Source organism: Pseudomonas sp. JZ134 (assembly GCF_051027695.1).
Classification (GTDB): domain Bacteria; phylum Pseudomonadota; class Gammaproteobacteria; order Pseudomonadales; family Pseudomonadaceae; genus Chryseomonas; species Chryseomonas luteola.
This window is the reverse complement of the sequence record NZ_CP069250.1, coordinates 3,877,586-3,897,192: the sequence shown is the minus strand read 5'-3', so window position 1 is coordinate 3,897,192 and position 19,607 is coordinate 3,877,586. Positions and strand designations below refer to the sequence as shown.

Sequence of the window (19,607 nt, the reverse complement as noted above, 5' to 3'; positions counted from 1 at the left end):
CCGGGAGAGCAGAGAAGGAGACTCCGCTTATCTGGAGCCTCCCGGCCACTTCAGTTAAACGACGTTCGAATTCTTGGCGAGCCATTGACGGCGCATGCGTTTGAGCACGAACAGGGCCAGGGCCGCTGTAATCAGGTCAAAACTGATGGCCACGGCGAACACCGGCATCCAGCTGTCTGTAGACTGGTGGAGCAGGGCGGCCATCGGACCGCCAAAGATGGAGCCGATCCCTTGAGCCATGTACAGGAAACCGTAATTGGTCGTGGCGTTGCGGGTGCCAAAGGTGTCGGTCAGGGTGGAGGGAAACAGGGAGAAGATTTCGCCCCAGCCCAGGAAGACTACACCGGAGAGCAATACGAACAGCACAGGGTTATCGCTGGTCAGTAGCCACAGGGTCATGGCAATGCCTTCTGCGAAAAAGGCGAAGGCCATAGTGTTTTCGCGGCCATATCGGTCCGAGATCCAGCCAAACAGCGGGCGGGTCAGGCCATTGCAGACACGGTCGATGGTCATTGCGAGCGGCAGTGCAGCCATGCCAAAGACCATGACACCGGTCATGCCAAAATCCTTGGCAAAGCTGGCCATCTGCGACGTTACCATGAGGCCCGAGGTCGACATCATCGCGAACATGGCAAACATGAGCCAGAACAGCGGCGTCTTGAGCATAGCCTTGGGTGCAACGTCCGGTGCGGTGCTGGAGGCAGGGCTGGTGTCGGCAATCCGCTCTGCCAACTCGGCTGGCGGTTGGCGCAGGAACTGTGCGGCGAGCAGGCCGACAATCCCCAGGATCAGACCAAAGGTGACCAGGGTATTTTCCATGCCAGCCGCTGCGAGGCTATTGCTGATGGGAAAGGTCGTGATCATCGCACCCATGCCGTAACCTGCGGCAACCGCACCGGCTGCCAGCCCCCGGTGATCAGGAAACCAGCGAACCATCAAGCCAACGATGCCCACATACACGATTCCGGTTCCCAAGCCCCCCATTAGGCCGTAGGTCAGGTAGATCATGGCGAGTGAATTGGCCTGACTTGCCAGAATCCAGGACAGCCCTGTGAGGGCACAACCAAAGGCGATCAGTTTGCGTAAGCCGAAACGGTCAATTAGAAAACCTTGTACTGGCGAGAAAAACGTTTGCAGGACGATCAGAATGGAAAAGGTAATCTGGATCTGAGCCAGTGAGACACCCAGCTTTTGGGTCAATGGCGCCGTAAACAATGTCCAGACATATTGCGGGCTTGAAATGGCCATCATGCAGACAACGCCTGCGGCCAGTTGAAACCAGCGAGTGCCCAGAGCGCTGCCTGGCGCACGACTATCTACCAATATCTTCGTATTCATGGAAGTTTCCGAAGGCTATATAACGATATGAATACGAGAGCAATGGATATGCCAGCTTTATATATTCCTTATGTTTTAAGGCGTTGGCGTTAAAATATAAGAATATGTTCATTCATAAGTATAATTTGCTGCTCTAACTTGGTGCGCTTGGCACTTTTTTGAAGCTATTCAATATCTGTGTGAAATAAAAAAGCCCGCTTTAAGGGCGGGCTTTTTTATTCGAAATCAATGGGATGCAGAATTAATAAGTGTGTAAGGTAAATTTGCTCTGCTTCAGGATAAGTTAAGCATTGGTTTGAATAATATATTCAACTAAATATTTGATGCATACATATTAAATGTCACCGGTTAGAACTTAACCCGATTATACTTTTCGGGATAGCGCTAAAAAGCCAATGTATAGCGTGAAACAGACATCTTGCGGCTTGATGTTTTCCAGACGCATATAACCGCCCTGCCAATGGCGTTTTGCCCCGGCGTTCAACGGGCGAGCACAAGCCATTGGCCGGGCGGGGCATAGCCATCATAGGGCTTGAGTCTGGCCTGAGTAGTCGCCAATGCCACTACCTGTCCGAATGACAAGGGCACTGGCAGAAAACGTCTGCGTGGGCCTTGCCATCAGTTACCGATGCGCAATCGGCTACACGTATAACAATCCAAAAGAAAATCCCCTGTGAAGGCAGAGCGGACTCTTGAGTAAAGGGGTTGTCTAGCCGCTTGGCTGAACAAAGTACGGGCTTTTCCACGCTTTATTCAGAGCGCTCGTATGGGCAGCAAGACGAAGAGTCGCGCCAAGGCGACAAAATAACGGGCGGCTGTATCAAGCTGCCTTCTGCTCAGCCGATAGCACTGTTATCGCAAAAACCATAGGGCGGTTTTTTGCCCACGAATGCTACCGGAGAGAAATCCAATGAATGCCCCCCAAGACTTCAACGCTGACGCCCAGGCGGCGGAGTTCAATTCACTCTGGTCAGCGATTGATCGCTCCCAAGCCGTCATCGAGTTTAACCTTGATGGCACCATCCTGCGCGCCAACCAGAATTTCCTCGACGCCTTGGGGTATCGGCTTGAGGAGATCGCCGGGCAGCATCACCGGATCTTCTGCGATGCCGAATACGCCAGCAGCATGTCCTATCGCCAGTTCTGGGAAAAGCTTGGCCGCGGCGAGTTCGATGCAGGGCAGTACAAGCGCCTGGGCAAGGGCGGCCGGGAGGTTTGGATTCAGGCGACCTACAACCCGATTTTCAATGCCGATGGCAAACCGTACAAGGTGGTCAAGTTCGCGTCCGATGTGACCGAGGCTGTATTACGCAGCACCGACCACCAGGGCAAGGTCAATGCTATCGAACGCGCCCAGGCGGTTATCGAGTTCGACCTGACCGGCCATGTGCTGCGGGCCAACGATAATTTCCTGTCTGTGCTGGGCTATAGCCTGGAAGAAATCAAGGGCAAGCATCACCGCATGTTATGTGACGAAGAACATGCCAACTCCACTGCGTACCATCTGCTTTGGGAAAAGCTTGGCCGTGGTAAGTTCGACACAGGTGTCTACAAGCGCATCAGCAAGGAAGGGCGTGAAATCTGGATTCAAGCGACCTATAACCCGATCCTGGACGCCGAGGGCAAGCCTTACAAGATCGTGAAGTTCGCTACCGATATCACGGCCTTGCAGATCAAGAGTGCCGAGTATGAAGGCAAGATTGCGGCCATTGATCGTAGCCAGGCGGTCATCGAGTTCGATCTGCTGGGCAACATTCTTCATGCCAACCAGAACTTCCTGTCGACCCTAGGCTATCGCCTGGAAGAGATCGTCGGCAAGCACCACCGCATGTTCTGTGAGGAGCATTACGTCACTTCAACCGCTTATCGGGACTTCTGGCAGCGTCTGGGGCAGGGGCAGTTCTTCAGCGACCGTTATATGCGCCTGGGCAAGTTCGGACAGAAGATCTGGATCCAGGCGACCTATAACCCAATCTTCAATGCCGACGGCCAGCCATACAAAGTTATCAAGTTCGCGACGGACATTACCCAGCAGGTCGAAATGGAGCAGTTGGTCAAGGCCAAGACGCAAGCCATGAGCAGCTCCGTACAAAACCTGACGCAATCGATCAACCATATTGCCCAAAGCACCGGGGAGGCAAACGGGCTGGCGCGCATGACGCAGGAAGAGGCCGCCCAAGGCGCCGAGACGCTCAAGCGCTCCGTTGAAGCCATGGCCGTTATTGCCAAGTCTGCTGAGGACATCCAGGACATCATTCAGGTCATCAGCGACATCGCCAGCCAGACGAACATGCTGGCCTTCAACGCAGCCATCGAGGCGGCGCGGGCGGGCGAACATGGCCTGGGCTTTTCGGTCGTGGCGGACGAGGTGCGCAAGCTGGCCGAGAAATCGTCCCAGGCGACCAAGGAGATCAACAAGCTGATTCAGGAGTCCTCCAAGCGCATCACGGTGGGTAATGAAATCTCCCGAAGCGTAGGCGAAGCCTTCGAGCGTATCGCCAAGGGTGTAGTGCGTACCACGCGCTCCATCGATGCCATCAACGCCTCGACGGGCGACCAGCTGACGACGGCAGGTGAAGTGAACGAGCTGATTCGTGACCTCAATAACGTCACGTCCGGTGTTGGACCGCGTGGATGACCGCCATCATGACTGGCAGCGCATATGGAGTGGTCCATGTCGGTGGCATCGAGATCGCCATTCCGGCATCGGCCCTGCAACAAGTGGTGCGCTGGCCTGACCAGGTACAGCCACGTCCGCCGGTAGCGCCTTACATGCGCGGTGTGTTCAGCCTGCGGGGCCGCGCGGTCCCGCTGGTGAACCTACACGTGCTGCTCGGGCTCATACCGGCTGGAGAGTGCGGAATGCCCAGCGAAGTGGCCCTCCTGCATCATCAGGAAGGACGTTTCGGGATTGGGATTGACGCCGTGGCGGATGTCATCCACATCGATGAAAGGCAACTCAGCGAACTGGGCACCCACAAGCGTGGACAGGGTTTGTTGCCGCGCCTTTTCATGGGCGGCAGCCAGGGCGAGCGCATCATCTACCTGCTTGATATCGAGGCGCTGGCGTCGCTGCCGGAGTTGTTCATGGCCTTCGATCATGCACAGGAGTTGCGTGAGCGCGGCCGTACGGCTCGCTTCAAGCTCAAGCATTACATACTGCTGGGCTGTGATGGTCGCCGGTTCTGCCTGGAGGCTACGGCAGTCAGTGAGCTGGTCGAACATCCCCGGATCGATACGACGTTCTTTCAGAGTGAGTATTGCCTGGGTGTCACGGAGCTGCGGGGCACCCCGATTCCAGTGCTCAATCTTTCCCGTATCCTAGGGCTTGAAGAGGTCTCCGGCGAGACCAAAAAACAGCTGTTGGTCATGACAGCCAACGGCCATGCTTTTGGTTTTGCCTTTACCGAACTCCTAGCCATGATGCGGCGCAACCCGGACGATCTTGTGCCTATGCCGCGTTTCGGCCTGCAGCACCCCGCCATGTTTTCCGGGGTCATGAGCGGCGAAGATGGCCATGATGCATTGCTGCTCAACCATACGGCGCTGCTGCGTCGCAAGGATATTCAGGCGTTCTCCAAGATCTTTGAAAACGCCAAGGGCCGCAGTAGCGAGGCCTCCAGCATTGTGCCCAAGGCGCGATCCCGGCAGGCTTGTCTGGTGTACGAGGCCGGTATCCAGTTTGCATCGCCGCTGCATCAGGTGGATGAGATCCTTCATATCCCCACGCAGTTCATGCGTCTCAAGCAAGCTCAGGGACACCTGATTGGGATGATCAACGTCCGGGGGCAACAGGTCTCGCTGATCTGCCTGAGCAGCTTGATCAATTCGTCGCCACGTGAGGCAACCGAAAGCTCGCGTATTCTTTTGGTGACTGGCGAGGCAATGACCTTTGGCTTTGCGGTCTGCCAGATCGATGCGATCGAGACGTTCAACGATTTCGATCCCGGCATGCTCGAAAAGGGTTGGCAAACCCCGACGGGTGATTCCCTCTCCGTTGGGCAGCGGGCGCGAACGTTGGTAAGCATTAGCTCCGGCCTCAATCGCTGGCGCGCTACATTGCTGGACCTGAAAGCCGTGGCACGCGAACTGGAGGCAGAATTAGCCAGCCAGGAAATGCTGCCGGCATAGGACTGGTGCCTGAGAACAAGGTGATCGACAATGCGGCGATTACCTTGTCCGGGAGTTGCCCATGTCCATCCGCTGGATCGCCACACCGCAAACCGATCTCACCGTTCAGACTCTATACGCCATTCTTGCGCTACGTACCGAGGTCTTCGTGGTAGAGCAGAAGTGTCCTTATCAAGAGGTGGACGGCCAGGACCTGACCGGCAATACCTATCACCTCATGGGCTGGGAAGGCGATACGCTGGTGGCTTATCTGCGAGTGCTGGATCCGGTACTGCATGACGGGCAGGTAGTGATTGGCCGCGTCGTAACCGCGCCCGCCGCACGGGGTCGCGGGCTGGGGCATGAGCTGATGAAGCAGGGCCTGACTTTTTGCGAGGCGCACTGGGTCGATCTTCCCATTTATCTCTCTGCCCAGGCGCACCTGCAGGATTACTATGGCCGCTATGGCTTCGAGCCGGTTACAGACATCTACCTTGAAGATGACATCCCGCATATCGGGATGCGTCGTCGGACGTAACCCAGGCGTGTTTAGAGCGATTTAGAAATCGAATCCGATCTGAGTCCGATTCGGTTCGGCCTTTCTATGGGGTTTCCGGTGGGGGGTAGTCACGTTGTTTTGGGCCTTGGGCGCCTTGAAGACAAGCGTGGTGAGGCGGATTGTTCGCATCGGGTCATCAGGCAGGCGGAGCGTTACCTCGCTACCGTGCTCAGGCTGTCCCTCCGGCGCCTCTTGATAAGCGGGATGAGCACGGTTTTGTGCACGGACATCGTTGATCGTTCGGGTCAGCCGTTGACCTCTATGAAAAACCAGCAGGATAAGCCGGGCTTCCCGGCTCAACGGATGGGCCAGCAGGTAGTCAAGTTGCTCCCGGTACGCCTCGGCATTCTTCCAAAACAGGCAGTCGGCCAGACAGGCGATCCGCTCTCCATGACGCAGGCCAAGTGCGCTATAGCCGACAGGCACAAAGGGCTCGATTGTTTCCGGGCGCTCGAACTGGCCGTTCAGTGCAATACCCAGGTAGTTTCTTAACGGCGCCTCATTCCATGTGGCGAACAGTGATGGGCTGTAGGCCAGCAACGTAATGGCGCTTTGCAAGGTTTCCACGATCTGCTCATGCTGATCACGGCTCAGCGTTGGCTCCGGCAAGTCGGGCCCATGGCCCATGGGAGGGAGCTCAGAGAACAGTTGCTTCCGTGAAACAGGCGTAAGCCGTGCCAGTGGGCCGTCGGAGCGCTTGTGCAGTGGAATACCCAACGTTTGCGCCAGGGCCTGATGGGAGAGTAGCCGCGTGCGGCGGGTGTTGATGACTGTTTCCACGATAGCCGAGAGGCTGTCGTTATAGGCCGCCACCTCCTGTCGAATCCAGGCGAGCGCTTTTTCGATCTCGTTGACTTCACGATCGATCAGCGTGCGTGCGGCCTGCTCCGCGCCGCGCTTGATCTCGAAGGTCAGAATCAGAGATTGCCCGCTGATCCGTACGGCACCTGACGTACCCGCCCAGGGACCGGCCTGTGCGCCAAACCACTCCGCGTCGCCATCAAAGGGTATATCGATATCGAGTCGATGGCTGGCCGCATTGCCCTCGAAATCCGCATGGTCATCGGTTTCAGCCTGCCACTCATGGCGGCGCAGCGCTGGCGGCTCGATCCGATAGGCCGCGATGAAGTAATCGATCAGCGCATTTGGTGCCGTGTTGAGCAGGCGGTGTTCATCCAGCGCGGCCAATGCCTCGTCGAGGCGGCTCCGCTGGTTATCGAGTCGCTCCCTGGGGTCGAAAGTGGAAAACAGCTCGTCCTGCAACACGTGTGCACTCATTCGCCTGTCCCGGTGACTACCCGTCAACATCGTCTTTTATTGGAGCCGGAGAAGGCAAGGGAATATCCCGGACCGACCGTCAATAAAAGGGGCCATATAGGCCCCTTGCGAACCTTTCGTATCAGGCCTTCTTGAACTCCTCTTCAATGGCTTCCAGCGTCTTGTTCCGGGTCTCGGGTAAATAACGGACCACGAACGCAATGGCCAGCAGGCCGAACGCGAAGAACATGAAGAACGTCGTGGAGATACTGAACCACGCCACCAACTGCAGGAAGAAAAAGCCTACCAGGAATGTGGTCAGCCATAGCACGCCGCCGGTAAAGCCCAGGGCCAGGCCCCGGATACGCATGGGAAAGATCTCAGACAGCATCAACCAGGTCACTGGTGAGATGGCCCCTTGCTGGAAAGCCAGAAAGCTGACCGTAAGGCCCAGGATAATAAACGCGCGCTCCGTGCCTGGCGCCATGTTCATCGAGACCAGACCAATCATCAGCAGGCACGTAGTCGTGCCGATCAGGCCGGTGATCAGCATCGGCCGACGGCCGACCCGGCCCAGTAGCCAGATGCCCAGAAAGGTAGCCAGTACGGAGATCACGCCATTGGCGATGTTGGCTGTGAGCGCAGCCTGCGTATCAAAGCCGGACTCCTTCAGGATCTGGGTGCCGTAATACATGATCGAGTTGACGCCGGTGATCTGCTGCACGACGGCGATCCCTATACCAATCAGAAAGATCTTGCGAATCCAGGGCGCTTTCAGGTCTTCCCAGCTACCCTCTTTGGCCTTGGAGTCCTCCTGCGCGGCTTGGCGTACTTCCTTGGCCTCCTTATGGGCCTGATGCTCGGCGCGAACCTCTTTAAGCGTACGCAGCATTTCGCCGAAGCGGCCTTTGGACGCGAGCCAACGGGGACTTTCCGGCATGACCAGCATGCCCAGCCAGAGCACCACGGCTGGAAGCGTGGCAATGACCAGCATCCAGCGCCAGATATGGCTACCCTCGAAAAAGTGCGCAATCGCAGCGTTGCAGGTAAAGGCCAGTAACTGGCCCGACACGATCATCAGTTCATTGCGCGTCACCATCTGCCCGCGCTTGTGCGCAGGCGACATCTCCGCCAGGTAGACCGGAACGGTGACCGAGGCACCACCAACGGCAAGCCCCAGGATGAAGCGGGCCAGCACCATGATCTCGGCGTTGGGCGCAAGGGTGCTGCCCAATGTGCCAAGGATGAAAATGATCGACAGCAAGAGGATGATCTTGCGTCGGCCACGAGCGTCGGAGAGGCGACCGCTGATAGCGGCACCGATGGCACCGCCAAAGACTAGGGAAGACGCCACCAGACTTTCAGAAAAAGGCGTAAGGCCAAAGTCTTCCTTGATGAAGGGAAGCGCGCCATTGATGACGCCGGTGTCATACCCAAACAGCAAGCCGCCAAAGGTTGAGATCGTGGTGATGATCTGCATCTTGCGCTTGTGGTTGGTAGGCGAGGAGTCTGTTGTCGAAGGCTCTGCATTTGCAGGCGAGGCGAGGGATGATGGGGTTTTTATCATAGATTTCTCTTTGCACGTTAAGCCGTGACGCTCATCCATCCCTGGTTGATCACGAGGCAATCCAAGGTGCCTTGATACTGGGCGGGTCCGCTAAATGCATGTGCTGCTGCCGGGAGATTGATTGCCCGTGCGACGCTATCGATGCGTTTGGAACCCACGTTATCGAGCGTATGGGGCTCATAGGGATAGACTGGCGTGCTTGGAGAGTGGTTTCAAAAAAAGCCACTGAGGAGTATCTGCATCACAGAATCCTGAGTGAAAGGCTGACGAATTCCCAGGCGGTGGGCGTCAGTGATGGCTGCCAGAACACGGCCTGAGGAAATCAATAGCCGGTAGGGTAAACATCGTCGAAAAGAGGCAATTACTTGATACCGAGTCGGTATCGGGCCAGGCAGGTTAGCCAGGCGGCAAAACCGCCTGGCTGGCTCGACTCAGTTAAGGCTGACCATTTCCGCCGGAAGCGCCAAAGACTTGTCCTGTGACATAGCTGGCCTCGGTGGAAGCCAACTGCACGTAAAGCGGTGCGATTTCCACAGGCTGGCCGGGACGCTTGAGAGGGGTGTCGCCCCCAAAGCTCTTGAGCTTTTCCATGGTCTGGCCACCGCAGACTTGCAAGGGTGTCCAGAACGGGCCGGGCGCTACGGCGTTGACGCGGATACCCTTGTCCGCCAGCTGTTTGGCCAGCCCCTTGCTGAAGTTGGCAATGCCGGCCTTGGTCAACGCGTAATCGACCAGATTGGCCGAAGGATCGTAGGCATTGACCGATGATGTGTTGATGATCGAAGCGCCTTCCGGCAGATGCGGAATGGCAGCCTTGGTAATCCAGAACATGGCGTACAGATTGGTTTTGAGCGTCCAGTCGAACTGCTCATTGCTCAGGTCAAGAATCGAATCGTGGCTCTGCTGGCGCGCAGCATTGTTGACCAGGATATCCAGTCCACCCAGTTCCTTTACGGCGCGGTCCACCAGCTCGCGGCAGAATGCTTCGTCGCGAATGTCACCGGGAATGGCTACCGCCTTGCGGCCGGCCTGCTGGATCAGCTGAACCACTTCCTTTGCGTCAGGCTCCTCATCCGGCAGGTAGTTGATGGCTACATCCGCGCCTTCGCGGGCAAAGGCGATGGCTGCGGCACGGCCGATACCCGAGTCGCCCCCGGTGATCAGGGCCTTGCGGCCGGCGAGGCGGTTATTGCCTTTGTAGCTTTCTTCACCGTGATCTGGCCGAGGCGTCATCTTGCTGGCCAGCCCTGGCCAGGGTTGGGTTTGCTCCTGAAACGGCGGGCGAGGATGGCCGCTCTTGGGATCGCTCAACGGGGCTGGGTCGGCTGCAGCCTTGCCATTGGCCGTCTGAGCAAAGGCGGGGGCCGCTGCGGCGGCGGCAATCGTGACAGCCGCACCCTGCATGAGTTTACGGCGGGACGTGGAGAGGTCGTTCGGATTCATGGCTGGCTCCTGAGAATGGGAATAAGCGTGATCGAAACGGCAAGGCAGCAGCGCCCATCGGGCATCTGCCGGGTAAGCACCTGATGCGATGCTTGAATCGTTGTGACCGAGGTAGACGTACAGACCGTGCGCATCGTTCCCCAACCAAGGCAATAATGGGCGAATGGTCTGTTAGGTAAGAGCCTGGGACTAGAGCGGATGACAGTTGACGCGGACAGGGCAGGGCCTTTGCAGATAGGGCCCGTTCATGACTAAGGGCTGAACAACAGGCAGGCAAACCTGCCTCGCGCCTGAAAGGCGCAAGCCAGGGTGCAGGGAGGCTTACAGCGTTGGGTCTACTTCACGTACCAGCACATAATGGCGACCGGTTTCGTCTTCACAGTAGTCGTACACATAGAACATCTCGACCACTCCAGCTCCTGGCATGGCAGCCACGAGGTCACCCGGCTCAGGTGTAAAAAAACCTGCCGTGCCCGGCTCGGCTTCGCTCTCGATGCGAGCCGTGGAAAACAATTCGGGGTCCATGTCGCCAAAAAAATCGTCGCGCGTTTCCTGGTCCCAGTCCTCGGGCACCTTGAATTCACCTGTAAACAGGATCTTGGCGTCACCCAGATCGTCGGCATCAACTTCCGGATTTTCGTCCGGGCGGTAGACCGTGCAGTCCAGAACGTTGCTGTCGCTCAGGATGGTTTCCCGTGCGGCAAGACGCTTTTTCGAGCCAAACGAATCTGCCGTATAGGATACGGAATCCGGGCCGTTGGTTATGCGATCGTTGGGACTCATAGCACTCTCCATGGTCATGGTTCTGCCTTCATAGCAGATAAGGCGAAAATTTCCGTGTCTTCCAGTCATTTTGGCGCTTTTTCGTGCCGCAGAACCATCTTTTTTATGTAAGCGTCTGTCTTATGACTGCATATTGATGGGGTTTACGCCTGAGGGCTCTTCAATGACCGTTCAGGCACCGGAGCGGCGAGGGGCAATAAGGGTTGGGATACAAACGCGAACCGGCGCAGTCCAAGTTACAAATTCACTGTCCAGGGTCCGATATGACAGCGCCAGACACAGAAGAGCAGGTAAACGCGCCTGATCCAGAATACGTTCAATGGTTAGTCAACCAGTCGATGCTCTACAAGGCTCGTCAACGTGCCAAGGCGTATGGCGGTCAGGCGCGGCTCTGGATGCATCCCTATGCTGAAACGCGGCCGCGTCGGGCCACGGCCATTGCCTCCGTCTGGTTCACAGCCTACCCCAGCTCAGTGATCACTGGATCAGGCGATTCCGTCATCAAGACACTGGGGAGCGCTCCGCTATGGAATGCATTGTCTTCCATTGGCGTGCAGGCGATCCATACGGGGCCGACCAAGCTGTCCGGCGGGCTCAAGGGACGGGAGATTACGCCTACCATCGACGGCAACTTCGACCGGATCAGTCTCGACATCGACCCGCTCTACGGAACGGAAGAAGAGTTCATCGCCCTGAGCCGAATGGCCTCTGCCCACAACGCGGTAGTCGTGGACGACATCATCCCGGCTCACACTGGCAAGGGTGCCGATTTTCGGCTCGCCGAATTGGGCTATGAAGATTATCCGGGCCTTTACCATATGGTGGAGATCAAGCCGGAGGACTGGGAATTGCTGCCGGAGGTGCCGGAAGGCCGCGATGCAGTCAACCTGTCACCCGAGGTCGTCGATGCCCTGAAAGAGAAGTGCTATATCGTCGGCCAGCTCCAGCGCGTCATCTTTTTCGAGCCGGGTGTGAAAGAGACTGACTGGAGTACCACACCGGTCGTTACCGGTGTGGATGGCAAGGACCGGCGCTGGGTATACCTGCATTACTTCAAGGAAGGTCAACCTTCCCTGAACTGGCTCGACCCCAGTTTCGCTGCACAGCAGCTGATCATTGGCGATGCACTGCATTCACTGGATGTGCTTGGTGCACGCGGGCTGCGTCTGGATGCCAACGGCTTCCTGGGTGTTGAACGGCGCGCCAACGACAAAGCCTGGTCTGAAGGGCATCCCTTGTCCATCGTCGGCAACCAACTGATTGGGGGCATGGTCCGCAAAGCTGGCGGCTTCAGCTTTCAGGAGCTGAACCTGACCGTGGACGATATCGCGGCCATGGGGCAGGGCGGGGCAGATCTCTCTTACGACTTCATTACTCGTCCGGCTTACCATCACGCCGTGCTGACGGGCGATACTGAATTCCTGCGCCTGATGCTGCGTACCATGCATCAATTCAACATCGACCCGGCGTCGCTTATCCATGCCTTGCAAAACCATGATGAGCTGACCCTGGAGCTGGTGCACTTCTGGACCCTGCATGCCGACACTAATTTCGTCTACCAGGGCCAGACCTGGCGCGGCAGCATCTTGCGCGAGCATATTCGTGAGGTCATGTACGAGCGTCTTAGCGGTGAGCATGCGCCCTACAACCTGCGGTTTGTCACCAACGGCGTAGCCTGCACCACGGCGAGCGTGATTGCCGCAGCCCTGGGCATTCGTGAACTGGACAGCATGACCGACGAGGACAAGGAACGGGTCAAGCGGGTCCATCTGCTCCTTGCCATGTATAACGCCTTGCAACCTGGCGTATTCGCCCTGTCCGGGTGGGATCTGGTAGGGGCGTTGCCCTTGCCGTTCGGTCTGGTGGAAGACCGCATGCGCGATGGCGATACACGATGGATTCAGCGCGGTGCCTATGATCTGGCAGACGCCAATAACGAGGCGACCCATTCCGGCGAAGGTCTGCCCAAGGCCGTCAACCTTTATGGCAGCCTGACCGAGCAGCTGGCCGACCCGGACTCCTTTGCCAACAAGCTCAAGCGCATCCTCTCGGTACGCCAAGCCTATGGCATTGCGTCCAGCCACCAGATTGCGGTGCCGGATGTCACCTCGCCGGGGCTTCTGGTCATGGTGCACGAGCTGCCCGCCGGGCGTGGCACCCAGATTACCGCGCTCAACTTTGGCGCCACTTCGATTCAGGAAACCATCACCCTGACCAACGTTACGCCGGGGCCGGTCGTGGATATGATCAACGAGACGGTTGAAGGTGATCTCACCGACAACGGCGAGCTGACGATCAATCTGGAAGGGTATGAGGGGCTGAGCCTGCGGATCGTAGGTGCCTTGCCCAACACGCCGTTCGACGTATAAGGGCTGAAAAGGGCTGCGAGGCAAAATGTATTTGCTCGCAGCCCTTTATAGATTCAATCGTCCCGGGTGAGGACTTCCAGCAGCTCGATCTCGAAGATCAGGTTCGAGTTCGGTTTGATATGCGCGCCAATCTGGCGCTCACCATAGGCCAGGTGCGCCGGCACGAACAGCCTGCGTTTGCCGCCCACCTTCATCCCCATTAACCCGATATCCCAGCCCTTGATGACTCGGCCCGTGCCGATGACGCACTGGAACGGCCGACCCTTTTCGTATGAAGAGTCGAATACGGTGCCATCTTCCAGAGTGCCTCGGTACTGGGTCGTGATCAGGGCACCTTTGACAGCTTCCTTGCCTTCGCCCAGCTGGATATCTTCAATCGTCAGTTCGTTGCTCATGGGGTGTTCTCTGTGTTCGTTGGATTCTGCGGCTTTTCAGGCGTAACCGCAGGTTTGGGCGCTGCGTCCGGCAGGGGAGCGCCTTTTGGCCAAAGCATCCAGATTCGGCCGTCCTGCTTCATATGGCCGGCCAGCTCGCCGGCATCATCACCTGTGCCCCAGAAAAGATCGGCACGGACCTCTCCCGTAATGGCGCCACCGGTATCCTGTGCGGCTACCGGGCGAATCACGGGGCTGCCATCCGGGCGGGTAGTGGACAGCCAGAGCAGGCTGCCCAGCGGAATCACCTTGCGATCAATGGCTACGCTGTAGCCGGGCGTCAATGGAACGTTCAACGAGCCGCGGGGTGCTTCGTTGCTGTCCGGGCGTTGGCTGAAAAACACATAGCTCGGGTTACTGCCCAAGAGCTCCGGCACACGATCCGGGTTGGCCGTGGCCCACTCGCGAATCTTGCTCATGCTGACCTCTTCCTTTTGCAGCAGCCCCTGCTCCACCAGCCAGCGGCCGATAGGCTTGTAGGGATACCCGTTCTGATTTGCGTACCCGATACGCAACTGGCGACCATCTTCCAGTTCAACACGGCCCGAGCCCTGGATCTGTAAGAATTGCAGGTCCATCGGATCACGCAGCCAGGCCAGTACAGGGGCATCTACACCCTGCTGCATGATGGTGGCGGCGTCATCATAGGGTTTGAGCGTCTGGCCTTCGAGTCGGCCTCGCAGGCGTTTCCCCTTGAGTTCAGGGTAAATGCTGGCCAGATCGACGGTAATCAGGTCGGTAGGTGTGCCATAGACCGGCACAGGATGGGCTTCATCCTGCACAAGGCTGCCGTGGTAGACCGGCTCGTAATAGCCCGTAATAAGGCCATGCTCGCCCTTCAAAGAGCGCAGGCTGTAGACCTGTAGCTGGCTTTTGAGAAAGTCCCGTACGGCGCGTGGATCATACGGGACCTGCGCGGCTGCCAGACATGGTCCACTCCAAGCCTCGTTGTTCTTGAGCTTCTCGCAGCCTGCCTGCCAAGCCTTGAAGCCTGCCATAAGGTCGGCGTCACTGGTGACAGGAAGATCCTCCCAGCGGACAGGAGTGTAGGTGGCAACTTCCGGCGGTTTGGGCGGCGGCTTTTGCTTGAACTTGGAGCCGTCGTCACAACCGGCCAGCAAGGCTAATAGAGATACGGCGGCACAGGCCATGAGCCGCCAGGGGTAACGATAGGCAAGCACGTCAACTGTTCTTGTCGATGAGTGAGCCGGTAGCTTGGTGAAATCAGGCCGTGACGTCAAATGCCGATCCTGACTTTCCCACCTGCTGAATCATGTTGCAAAACAGTCAGGTAGGCCTGCCGTGGCTGGTTAAATTATAACCAGCTCCATGCGGAAGATCATGGCGTTACAGTGCTCGGAATGCGTTCCAGCGGCATGCGCTGATGTTCTTTCCATACGCCATTTTCCAGGGCGATACGGCCAGTGACATCCAGTGTCGGACAGCAGGACGCATCGGCTGCCTTGAAGGTGAGTCCCTGATACCAGAGGTCATCGTTTCGGATAAAAAGGCTACTGATATGCTTGGGAAGTTCTGTTGAGCTCTGCTTGGGCATCGAGTAATCGGCATCGATGAAATAGTCGCCGCCCGGGCTCTGGCGCAGGATGGCCATGAGCGGCCGAGTGGCGGTAGGTGTGCCGCTGCAGCCGACATCCAGCTCGTACACCGCCAGGAAAACCGATTTTCCATCCAGCTGGTAGGGGATGATATTGCGTGGGTCCATCGAGAAGGAGCAGCCCAGCGACTTGCCGAATTGCTCAATGATAGGCGGCAACTTAGCTAACGTCTCGGTCCGCTTGGGTTCCGAGGCCTGCACGATGTAATCGGTCAGGTCAACCTTGAGATCTGCCAGGCAGCTCAAGGGCAAAAGTGACAAAGCCATCCAAAGGGCCATAAAATGCATGGGCTTCCTCTCCGTGGAACAGAACGCAAGGATCATTTCAATTGGTCGATATTGACGTGCATAAAGGGCATCGGTTCGCCCGGTGTACAACTATTGTTCAATTTGGAAGCGGATTCGCCTTTTGAAAATGCCGTGCCTGTCGATTGCTCTGTCGACAACGGCCACTAAAACGCTCGGGCACACATAATGCCTTGCATACAGACTTACATACAGCGAATGTACTCGCTGAGTAGCCTATCTATTAGGGCGTGCTCTGGTTATCAGAAGGCGTTGCGCTCTTCCAGGCAGTCGTCCCCACCCATCTCGAATTCGCGGCAGATCAAAGGGCGATTCTCATAGATGCTGCATCGCATGGTTTTTCGATCCAGCGCGGCGCACCAGCCGTCGTCCAGGCGCGCCATGGTCATCGAGCCCCATTGGTCTTCCTCGATAAAGCGCATGGGAACGCCGGTATCCGTAATCAGCATGACTTCCAGACGGCAGCACTTGGCCGCACAGGTGTCACAAGTGACACTGGGTTCGGGCTTGGCGGGCGGCGCAGAGGCAGGCAGGTTATGGAGCGGAATCACGTGATCACCGGCGTAAAGGCAGGCTGCAAGATTACCGACAGTTAAGGCCTGCTCAAAACGAAGAATGATCCATCAGGAAGAAAACTGACGGACCGCAGGCCTCTCATGTCTGCCTGCGTTCCGTCAGCGACCGATTACCGGGGCGTCGGATTCTGCTCCGGCTGATTGCCATACGCCGTTTGCCCGATGTCATCGCCCGAGGTGGTGCGATTATCGCTGTTGCGCAGTTTGGCGACGGCATCGGCATCCACCGGACCGCCCTTGTTGCCCCAGCTGGTCCGGATAAAGGTCACCACATCCGCTACCTGCTGATCGCTCAACCGCCAGCCGAAGGCAGGCATGACGATTGTCGAGGGCGCACTCTTGAGACCCGGCAGCTTGCCCCCTTCCAGTACGATGTGGATAAGGGACGTCGGGTCTTCCGTCTGCACCACCGTGTTACCGGCCAGTGCCGGGAACGCCCGGGTGTAGCCCAGGCCATCCGAGCGGTGGCAGGCGTTGCAGTTGTCGATGTAGACCGCTGCGCCGCGCTTGCTTTCATCCCCTTTTACCAGCATCTCGGAAACGGCATTGTTGCGCTGATAGGGTGGGGCGTCCGGATGGACCGGCGAAAGCGTCTTCAGGTAACGGACGATTGCGGTCAAATCCTCGTCGCTCATGTACTGCAGGCTGTGCTCAACCACCTGCGTCATGCCACCAAAGACGGCCATGTCATCCGAGCGGCCTGTCTTGAGGAATTCCACCAGCTGCGCCTCGTCCCACCGGGCAATGCCTTCCTTGTGGTCATTGCGCAGGCTTTTGGCAACCCAGCCTTCCAGCGGGGCGCTACCCGCGAGGAAGTCCTTGCCGTCGGCATCGCTGAGGGCTTTTTCCTGCATGGCAATGCCACGGGGTGTGTGGCAGGCACCGCAATGGCCCAGGCCCTCCACCAGATAGGCGCCACGGGCAACCACCGGGTCCATGCCCTGCGCCGGTTTGAAGTCGGCAACCTCCGGCGCGAACAGCTTGCGCCAGACAGCCAGGGGCCAGCGCATCGACAGCGGCCAGGGAATCGCCACGTCCTGGTTGGGCTGAGTCACCGGTTGAACGCCGTGCATGAAGTAGGCGTACAGGGCGCGCATGTCCTCTTCGGTGACGCGTGCATAAGAGGGATACGGCATGGCCGGATAGAGCGAATGCCCTTCCTTGGCGATGCCGTGGCGTACCGCCTTGTCGAAATCCTCGAAACTGTAATTGCCAATGCCGGTTTCCTTATCCGGCGTGATGTTGGTCGAGTAAATGGTGCCGATAGGTGTTCCCATGGGCAGGCCGCCAGCGAAGGGCTTGCCACCGGCTGCCGTATGACAGGCCACACAGTCACCGGCGCGAGCCAAGTATTCGCCTTTCTTGATCAATTCCTGATCAGGTCTGGCCTCTTGAGCAAAAGCAGGCAGAGCGATGAACCCCAGGGCCAGTGCAGAGATGAGTGCTTTCATGGTCGACGTCCTCATGCCTGCACCAGTGGGCCAGGGTTTTTCAGGTACTGTTTGCGGATGGCGCGTGCCGACCAGTAGGTGAGGGCTGCCACAAGGCCTGTCGGGTTGTAGCCCAGCCCCTGTGGGAAAGCCGAGGCGCCCGGAACGAACACGTTGTGCACATCCCAGCTCTGCAGGTAACGGTTGAGGGCGCTGGTTTTGGGGTCGGTACCCATGATGGCGCCGCCGTTCAGGTGGGTGGTCTGATAGCTGACCGTATTGAAATGCGTTCCCGGCGCCTTGACCTGTACGTTGATGGCCTTGGGATTCATGGCTTCGGCGATGCGCTTCATCTTGTCGACCATGAAGTGCGTCATCTTGATGTCGTTTTCCTTCCAGTCGAAAGTCATGCGCAGGAGCGGCATTCCATACGCATCCTTGTAGGTCGGATCGAGGTCCAGGTAGTTATCGCGGTAAGACTGGTGCGCTCCGTGGGCATCCATGGACAGCTGATGGTTGTAGTAATCGGCCGCCGCCGCCTTCCACTGGCTGCCCCAATTGGGCGTGCCCGGAGGATTGCTTACACCGGCGATGGGGCGCGTGCCCGCCTGGTTCACCCAGAACGGCGAGCCACCTACAAAGCCGTGAGGGCCGTGGTCAAAGTTATCGGCATTGAAGTCATCCACCGCCACGCCATTACCGCCCGCACCGATAAAGGGGTTGGTGAAGTGCTGGTCCTTGTCGAAGTAGGCCTTGATGGTCGCCATGTTCTGGTAGGCGAAGTTTCTGCCGACCACGCCTTCGCCGGTTTTCGGGTCATAGGGCTTGCCGATGCCTGAAAGCAGCATCAGCCGCACGTTGTTGAACTGGAAAGCGCCGAGAATGACGATATCGGCCGGTTGCTCAATCTCGTTGCCCTGGGCGTCCACATAGGTCACGCCAGTGGCGAGCTTCTTGTCGTCGGTCAAGTTGACCTTCAGCACGTGGGCATCGGCGCGCAGTTCGAACTTGGGTTCCTGGCGCAGCGCCGGCAGGATGTTCAGGTTAGGCGAAGACTTGGAGTACATGTAGCAGACGTACCCACTGCAATATCCGCAGAAATTGCACGGCCCCATCTGGCAGCCGTAGGGATTAGTGTAGGGGCCGGAGGTATTAGCCGAGGGCAGGTCATAAGGGTGGTAGCCCACATCCCAGGCGGCCTTCTGAAACAGCTGCGCCGACACCGTGTTCTTTTGCGGCGTGAGCGGAAAGTGATCGGAGCGGTCCGGCGCAAAGGGGTTGCCGCCCTTGCCTTTGCCAACCAACTCACCCTTTACCGTCCAGGCCTGACCAGAGGTGCCGAAGACTTTTTCGGCAAAATCGAAGTACGGCTCCAGCTCCTCGTAGGTCACGCCAAAGTCCTGGATGGTCATACCATCTGGGATGAAATTCTTGCCGTACCGCTCCTCATAGTGACTGCGCAGGCGCAGCTCTACCGGGTCGACCCGCAGATGCACGCCGGACCAGTGCAAACCCGCACCGCCTACGCCATCGCCGGGCAGAAAGGCGCCGAGCTGACGATAGGGCAGTGCCGTCTGGCTCACGTTGTGGCGAATGGTGACGGTTTCTTTGGATGTGTCCACGAACAGCTTGCGACGGATGCTGTAGGTCAGCTCGTCGATCACCTGTGGGTAGGAACCGTCCGGGTAGGTATCACGCATTGGGCCACGCTCCAGCGCGACCACGGAAAGACCCGCTTCGGTCAGTTCTTTAGCCATGATGGCTCCAGTCCAGCCAAAGCCTACGATCACCGCATCGGCTTTCTGCATCACTTTTGCCATG

Annotated in this window: 15 protein-coding genes; 4 read left to right on the top strand and 11 right to left on the bottom strand. The window is 57.8% G+C overall.

The annotated features are described in order from the left end of the window. Positions 1 to 54: 54 nt before the first annotated feature. A complete protein-coding gene (oxlT, locus tag JQR86_RS18105) occupies positions 55 to 1,338 on the bottom strand; it encodes an oxalate/formate MFS antiporter (protein WP_312509596.1) in 1,284 nt (427 codons plus the stop codon). Positions 1,339 to 2,248: 910 nt separating this feature from the next. On the opposite strand from oxlT, the gene JQR86_RS18100 reads away from it, so the two are divergent. The 3 genes from JQR86_RS18100 (at position 2,249) to JQR86_RS18090 (ending at position 5,986) form a co-directional block, all read left to right on the top strand. Continuing rightward, the gene (locus tag JQR86_RS18100; protein ID WP_434154002.1) at positions 2,249 to 3,976 is read left to right on the top strand and encodes a methyl-accepting chemotaxis protein; all 1,728 of its coding nucleotides are present in this window, start codon (positions 2,249 to 2,251) and stop codon (positions 3,974 to 3,976) included. Positions 3,977 to 3,984: 8 nt separating this feature from the next. After that, positions 3,985 to 5,469 carry a chemotaxis protein CheW gene (locus JQR86_RS18095; RefSeq protein WP_434154001.1) on the top strand — a complete coding sequence of 495 codons (1,485 nt, stop codon included), beginning with the start codon at positions 3,985 to 3,987 and terminating at the stop codon, positions 5,467 to 5,469. A gap of 61 nt (positions 5,470 to 5,530) precedes the next feature. Continuing rightward, positions 5,531 to 5,986 carry a GNAT family N-acetyltransferase gene (locus JQR86_RS18090; RefSeq protein WP_286787170.1) on the top strand — a complete coding sequence of 152 codons (456 nt, stop codon included), beginning with the start codon at positions 5,531 to 5,533 and terminating at the stop codon, positions 5,984 to 5,986. A 21-nt stretch (positions 5,987 to 6,007) separates the two neighbouring features. On the opposite strand, the gene JQR86_RS18085 is transcribed toward JQR86_RS18090, so the two are convergent. The 4 genes from JQR86_RS18085 to JQR86_RS18070 form a co-directional block, all read right to left on the bottom strand. Next, a complete protein-coding gene (locus JQR86_RS18085; protein ID WP_434154000.1) occupies positions 6,008 to 7,285 on the bottom strand; it encodes a hypothetical protein in 1,278 nt (425 codons plus the stop codon). Positions 7,286 to 7,406: 121 nt separating this feature from the next. Continuing rightward, a complete protein-coding gene (locus JQR86_RS18080) occupies positions 7,407 to 8,831 on the bottom strand; it encodes a sugar porter family MFS transporter (RefSeq protein ID WP_434153999.1) in 1,425 nt (474 codons plus the stop codon). Between the two features lie 435 nt (positions 8,832 to 9,266). Then, the gene (locus JQR86_RS18075) at positions 9,267 to 10,274 is read right to left on the bottom strand and encodes an SDR family oxidoreductase (RefSeq protein WP_010796620.1); all 1,008 of its coding nucleotides are present in this window, start codon (positions 10,272 to 10,274) and stop codon (positions 9,267 to 9,269) included. 321 nt (positions 10,275 to 10,595) lie between these two features. Continuing rightward, the gene (locus tag JQR86_RS18070; protein WP_010796621.1) at positions 10,596 to 11,057 is read right to left on the bottom strand and encodes a hypothetical protein; all 462 of its coding nucleotides are present in this window, start codon (positions 11,055 to 11,057) and stop codon (positions 10,596 to 10,598) included. A 263-nt stretch (positions 11,058 to 11,320) separates the two neighbouring features. Here JQR86_RS18070 and treS point away from each other — a divergent pair, with 263 nt between their 5' ends. Then, positions 11,321 to 13,426, top strand: a complete 2,106-nt coding sequence (treS, locus tag JQR86_RS18065; protein ID WP_434153998.1) for a maltose alpha-D-glucosyltransferase — start codon at positions 11,321 to 11,323, stop codon at positions 13,424 to 13,426. 53 nt (positions 13,427 to 13,479) lie between these two features. Here the strand turns inward: treS and JQR86_RS18060 are convergent, their stop codons facing one another. From JQR86_RS18060 to JQR86_RS18035, 6 genes are all read right to left on the bottom strand, one after another. Then, complete coding sequence (locus JQR86_RS18060; RefSeq protein ID WP_286787146.1) at positions 13,480 to 13,821, bottom strand: FKBP-type peptidyl-prolyl cis-trans isomerase; 342 nt, start codon at positions 13,819 to 13,821, stop codon at positions 13,480 to 13,482. After that, on the bottom strand, positions 13,818 to 15,011 hold the full coding sequence (mltA, locus tag JQR86_RS18055; RefSeq protein WP_434154954.1) for a murein transglycosylase A: 1,194 nt from the start codon (positions 15,009 to 15,011) through the stop codon (positions 13,818 to 13,820). The genes JQR86_RS18060 and mltA overlap by 4 nt, the downstream gene beginning before the upstream one ends. A 188-nt stretch (positions 15,012 to 15,199) precedes the next feature. Beyond that, positions 15,200 to 15,763, bottom strand: coding sequence for a hypothetical protein (locus JQR86_RS18050; protein ID WP_434153997.1), 564 nt, complete (start codon positions 15,761 to 15,763; stop codon positions 15,200 to 15,202). Between the two features lie 260 nt (positions 15,764 to 16,023). Further along, positions 16,024 to 16,314 carry a YkgJ family cysteine cluster protein gene (locus JQR86_RS18045; RefSeq protein WP_404626940.1) on the bottom strand — a complete coding sequence of 97 codons (291 nt, stop codon included), beginning with the start codon at positions 16,312 to 16,314 and terminating at the stop codon, positions 16,024 to 16,026. A gap of 152 nt (positions 16,315 to 16,466) precedes the next feature. Further along, positions 16,467 to 17,807 (bottom strand): c-type cytochrome, encoded by a 1,341-nt coding sequence (locus JQR86_RS18040; RefSeq protein ID WP_434153996.1) that lies wholly within the window; start codon positions 17,805 to 17,807, stop codon positions 16,467 to 16,469. 11 nt (positions 17,808 to 17,818) lie between these two features. After that, positions 17,819 to 19,606, bottom strand: coding sequence for a GMC family oxidoreductase (locus tag JQR86_RS18035; RefSeq protein ID WP_434153995.1), 1,788 nt, complete (start codon positions 19,604 to 19,606; stop codon positions 17,819 to 17,821). Between the last annotated feature and the right edge of the window lies 1 nt (position 19,607).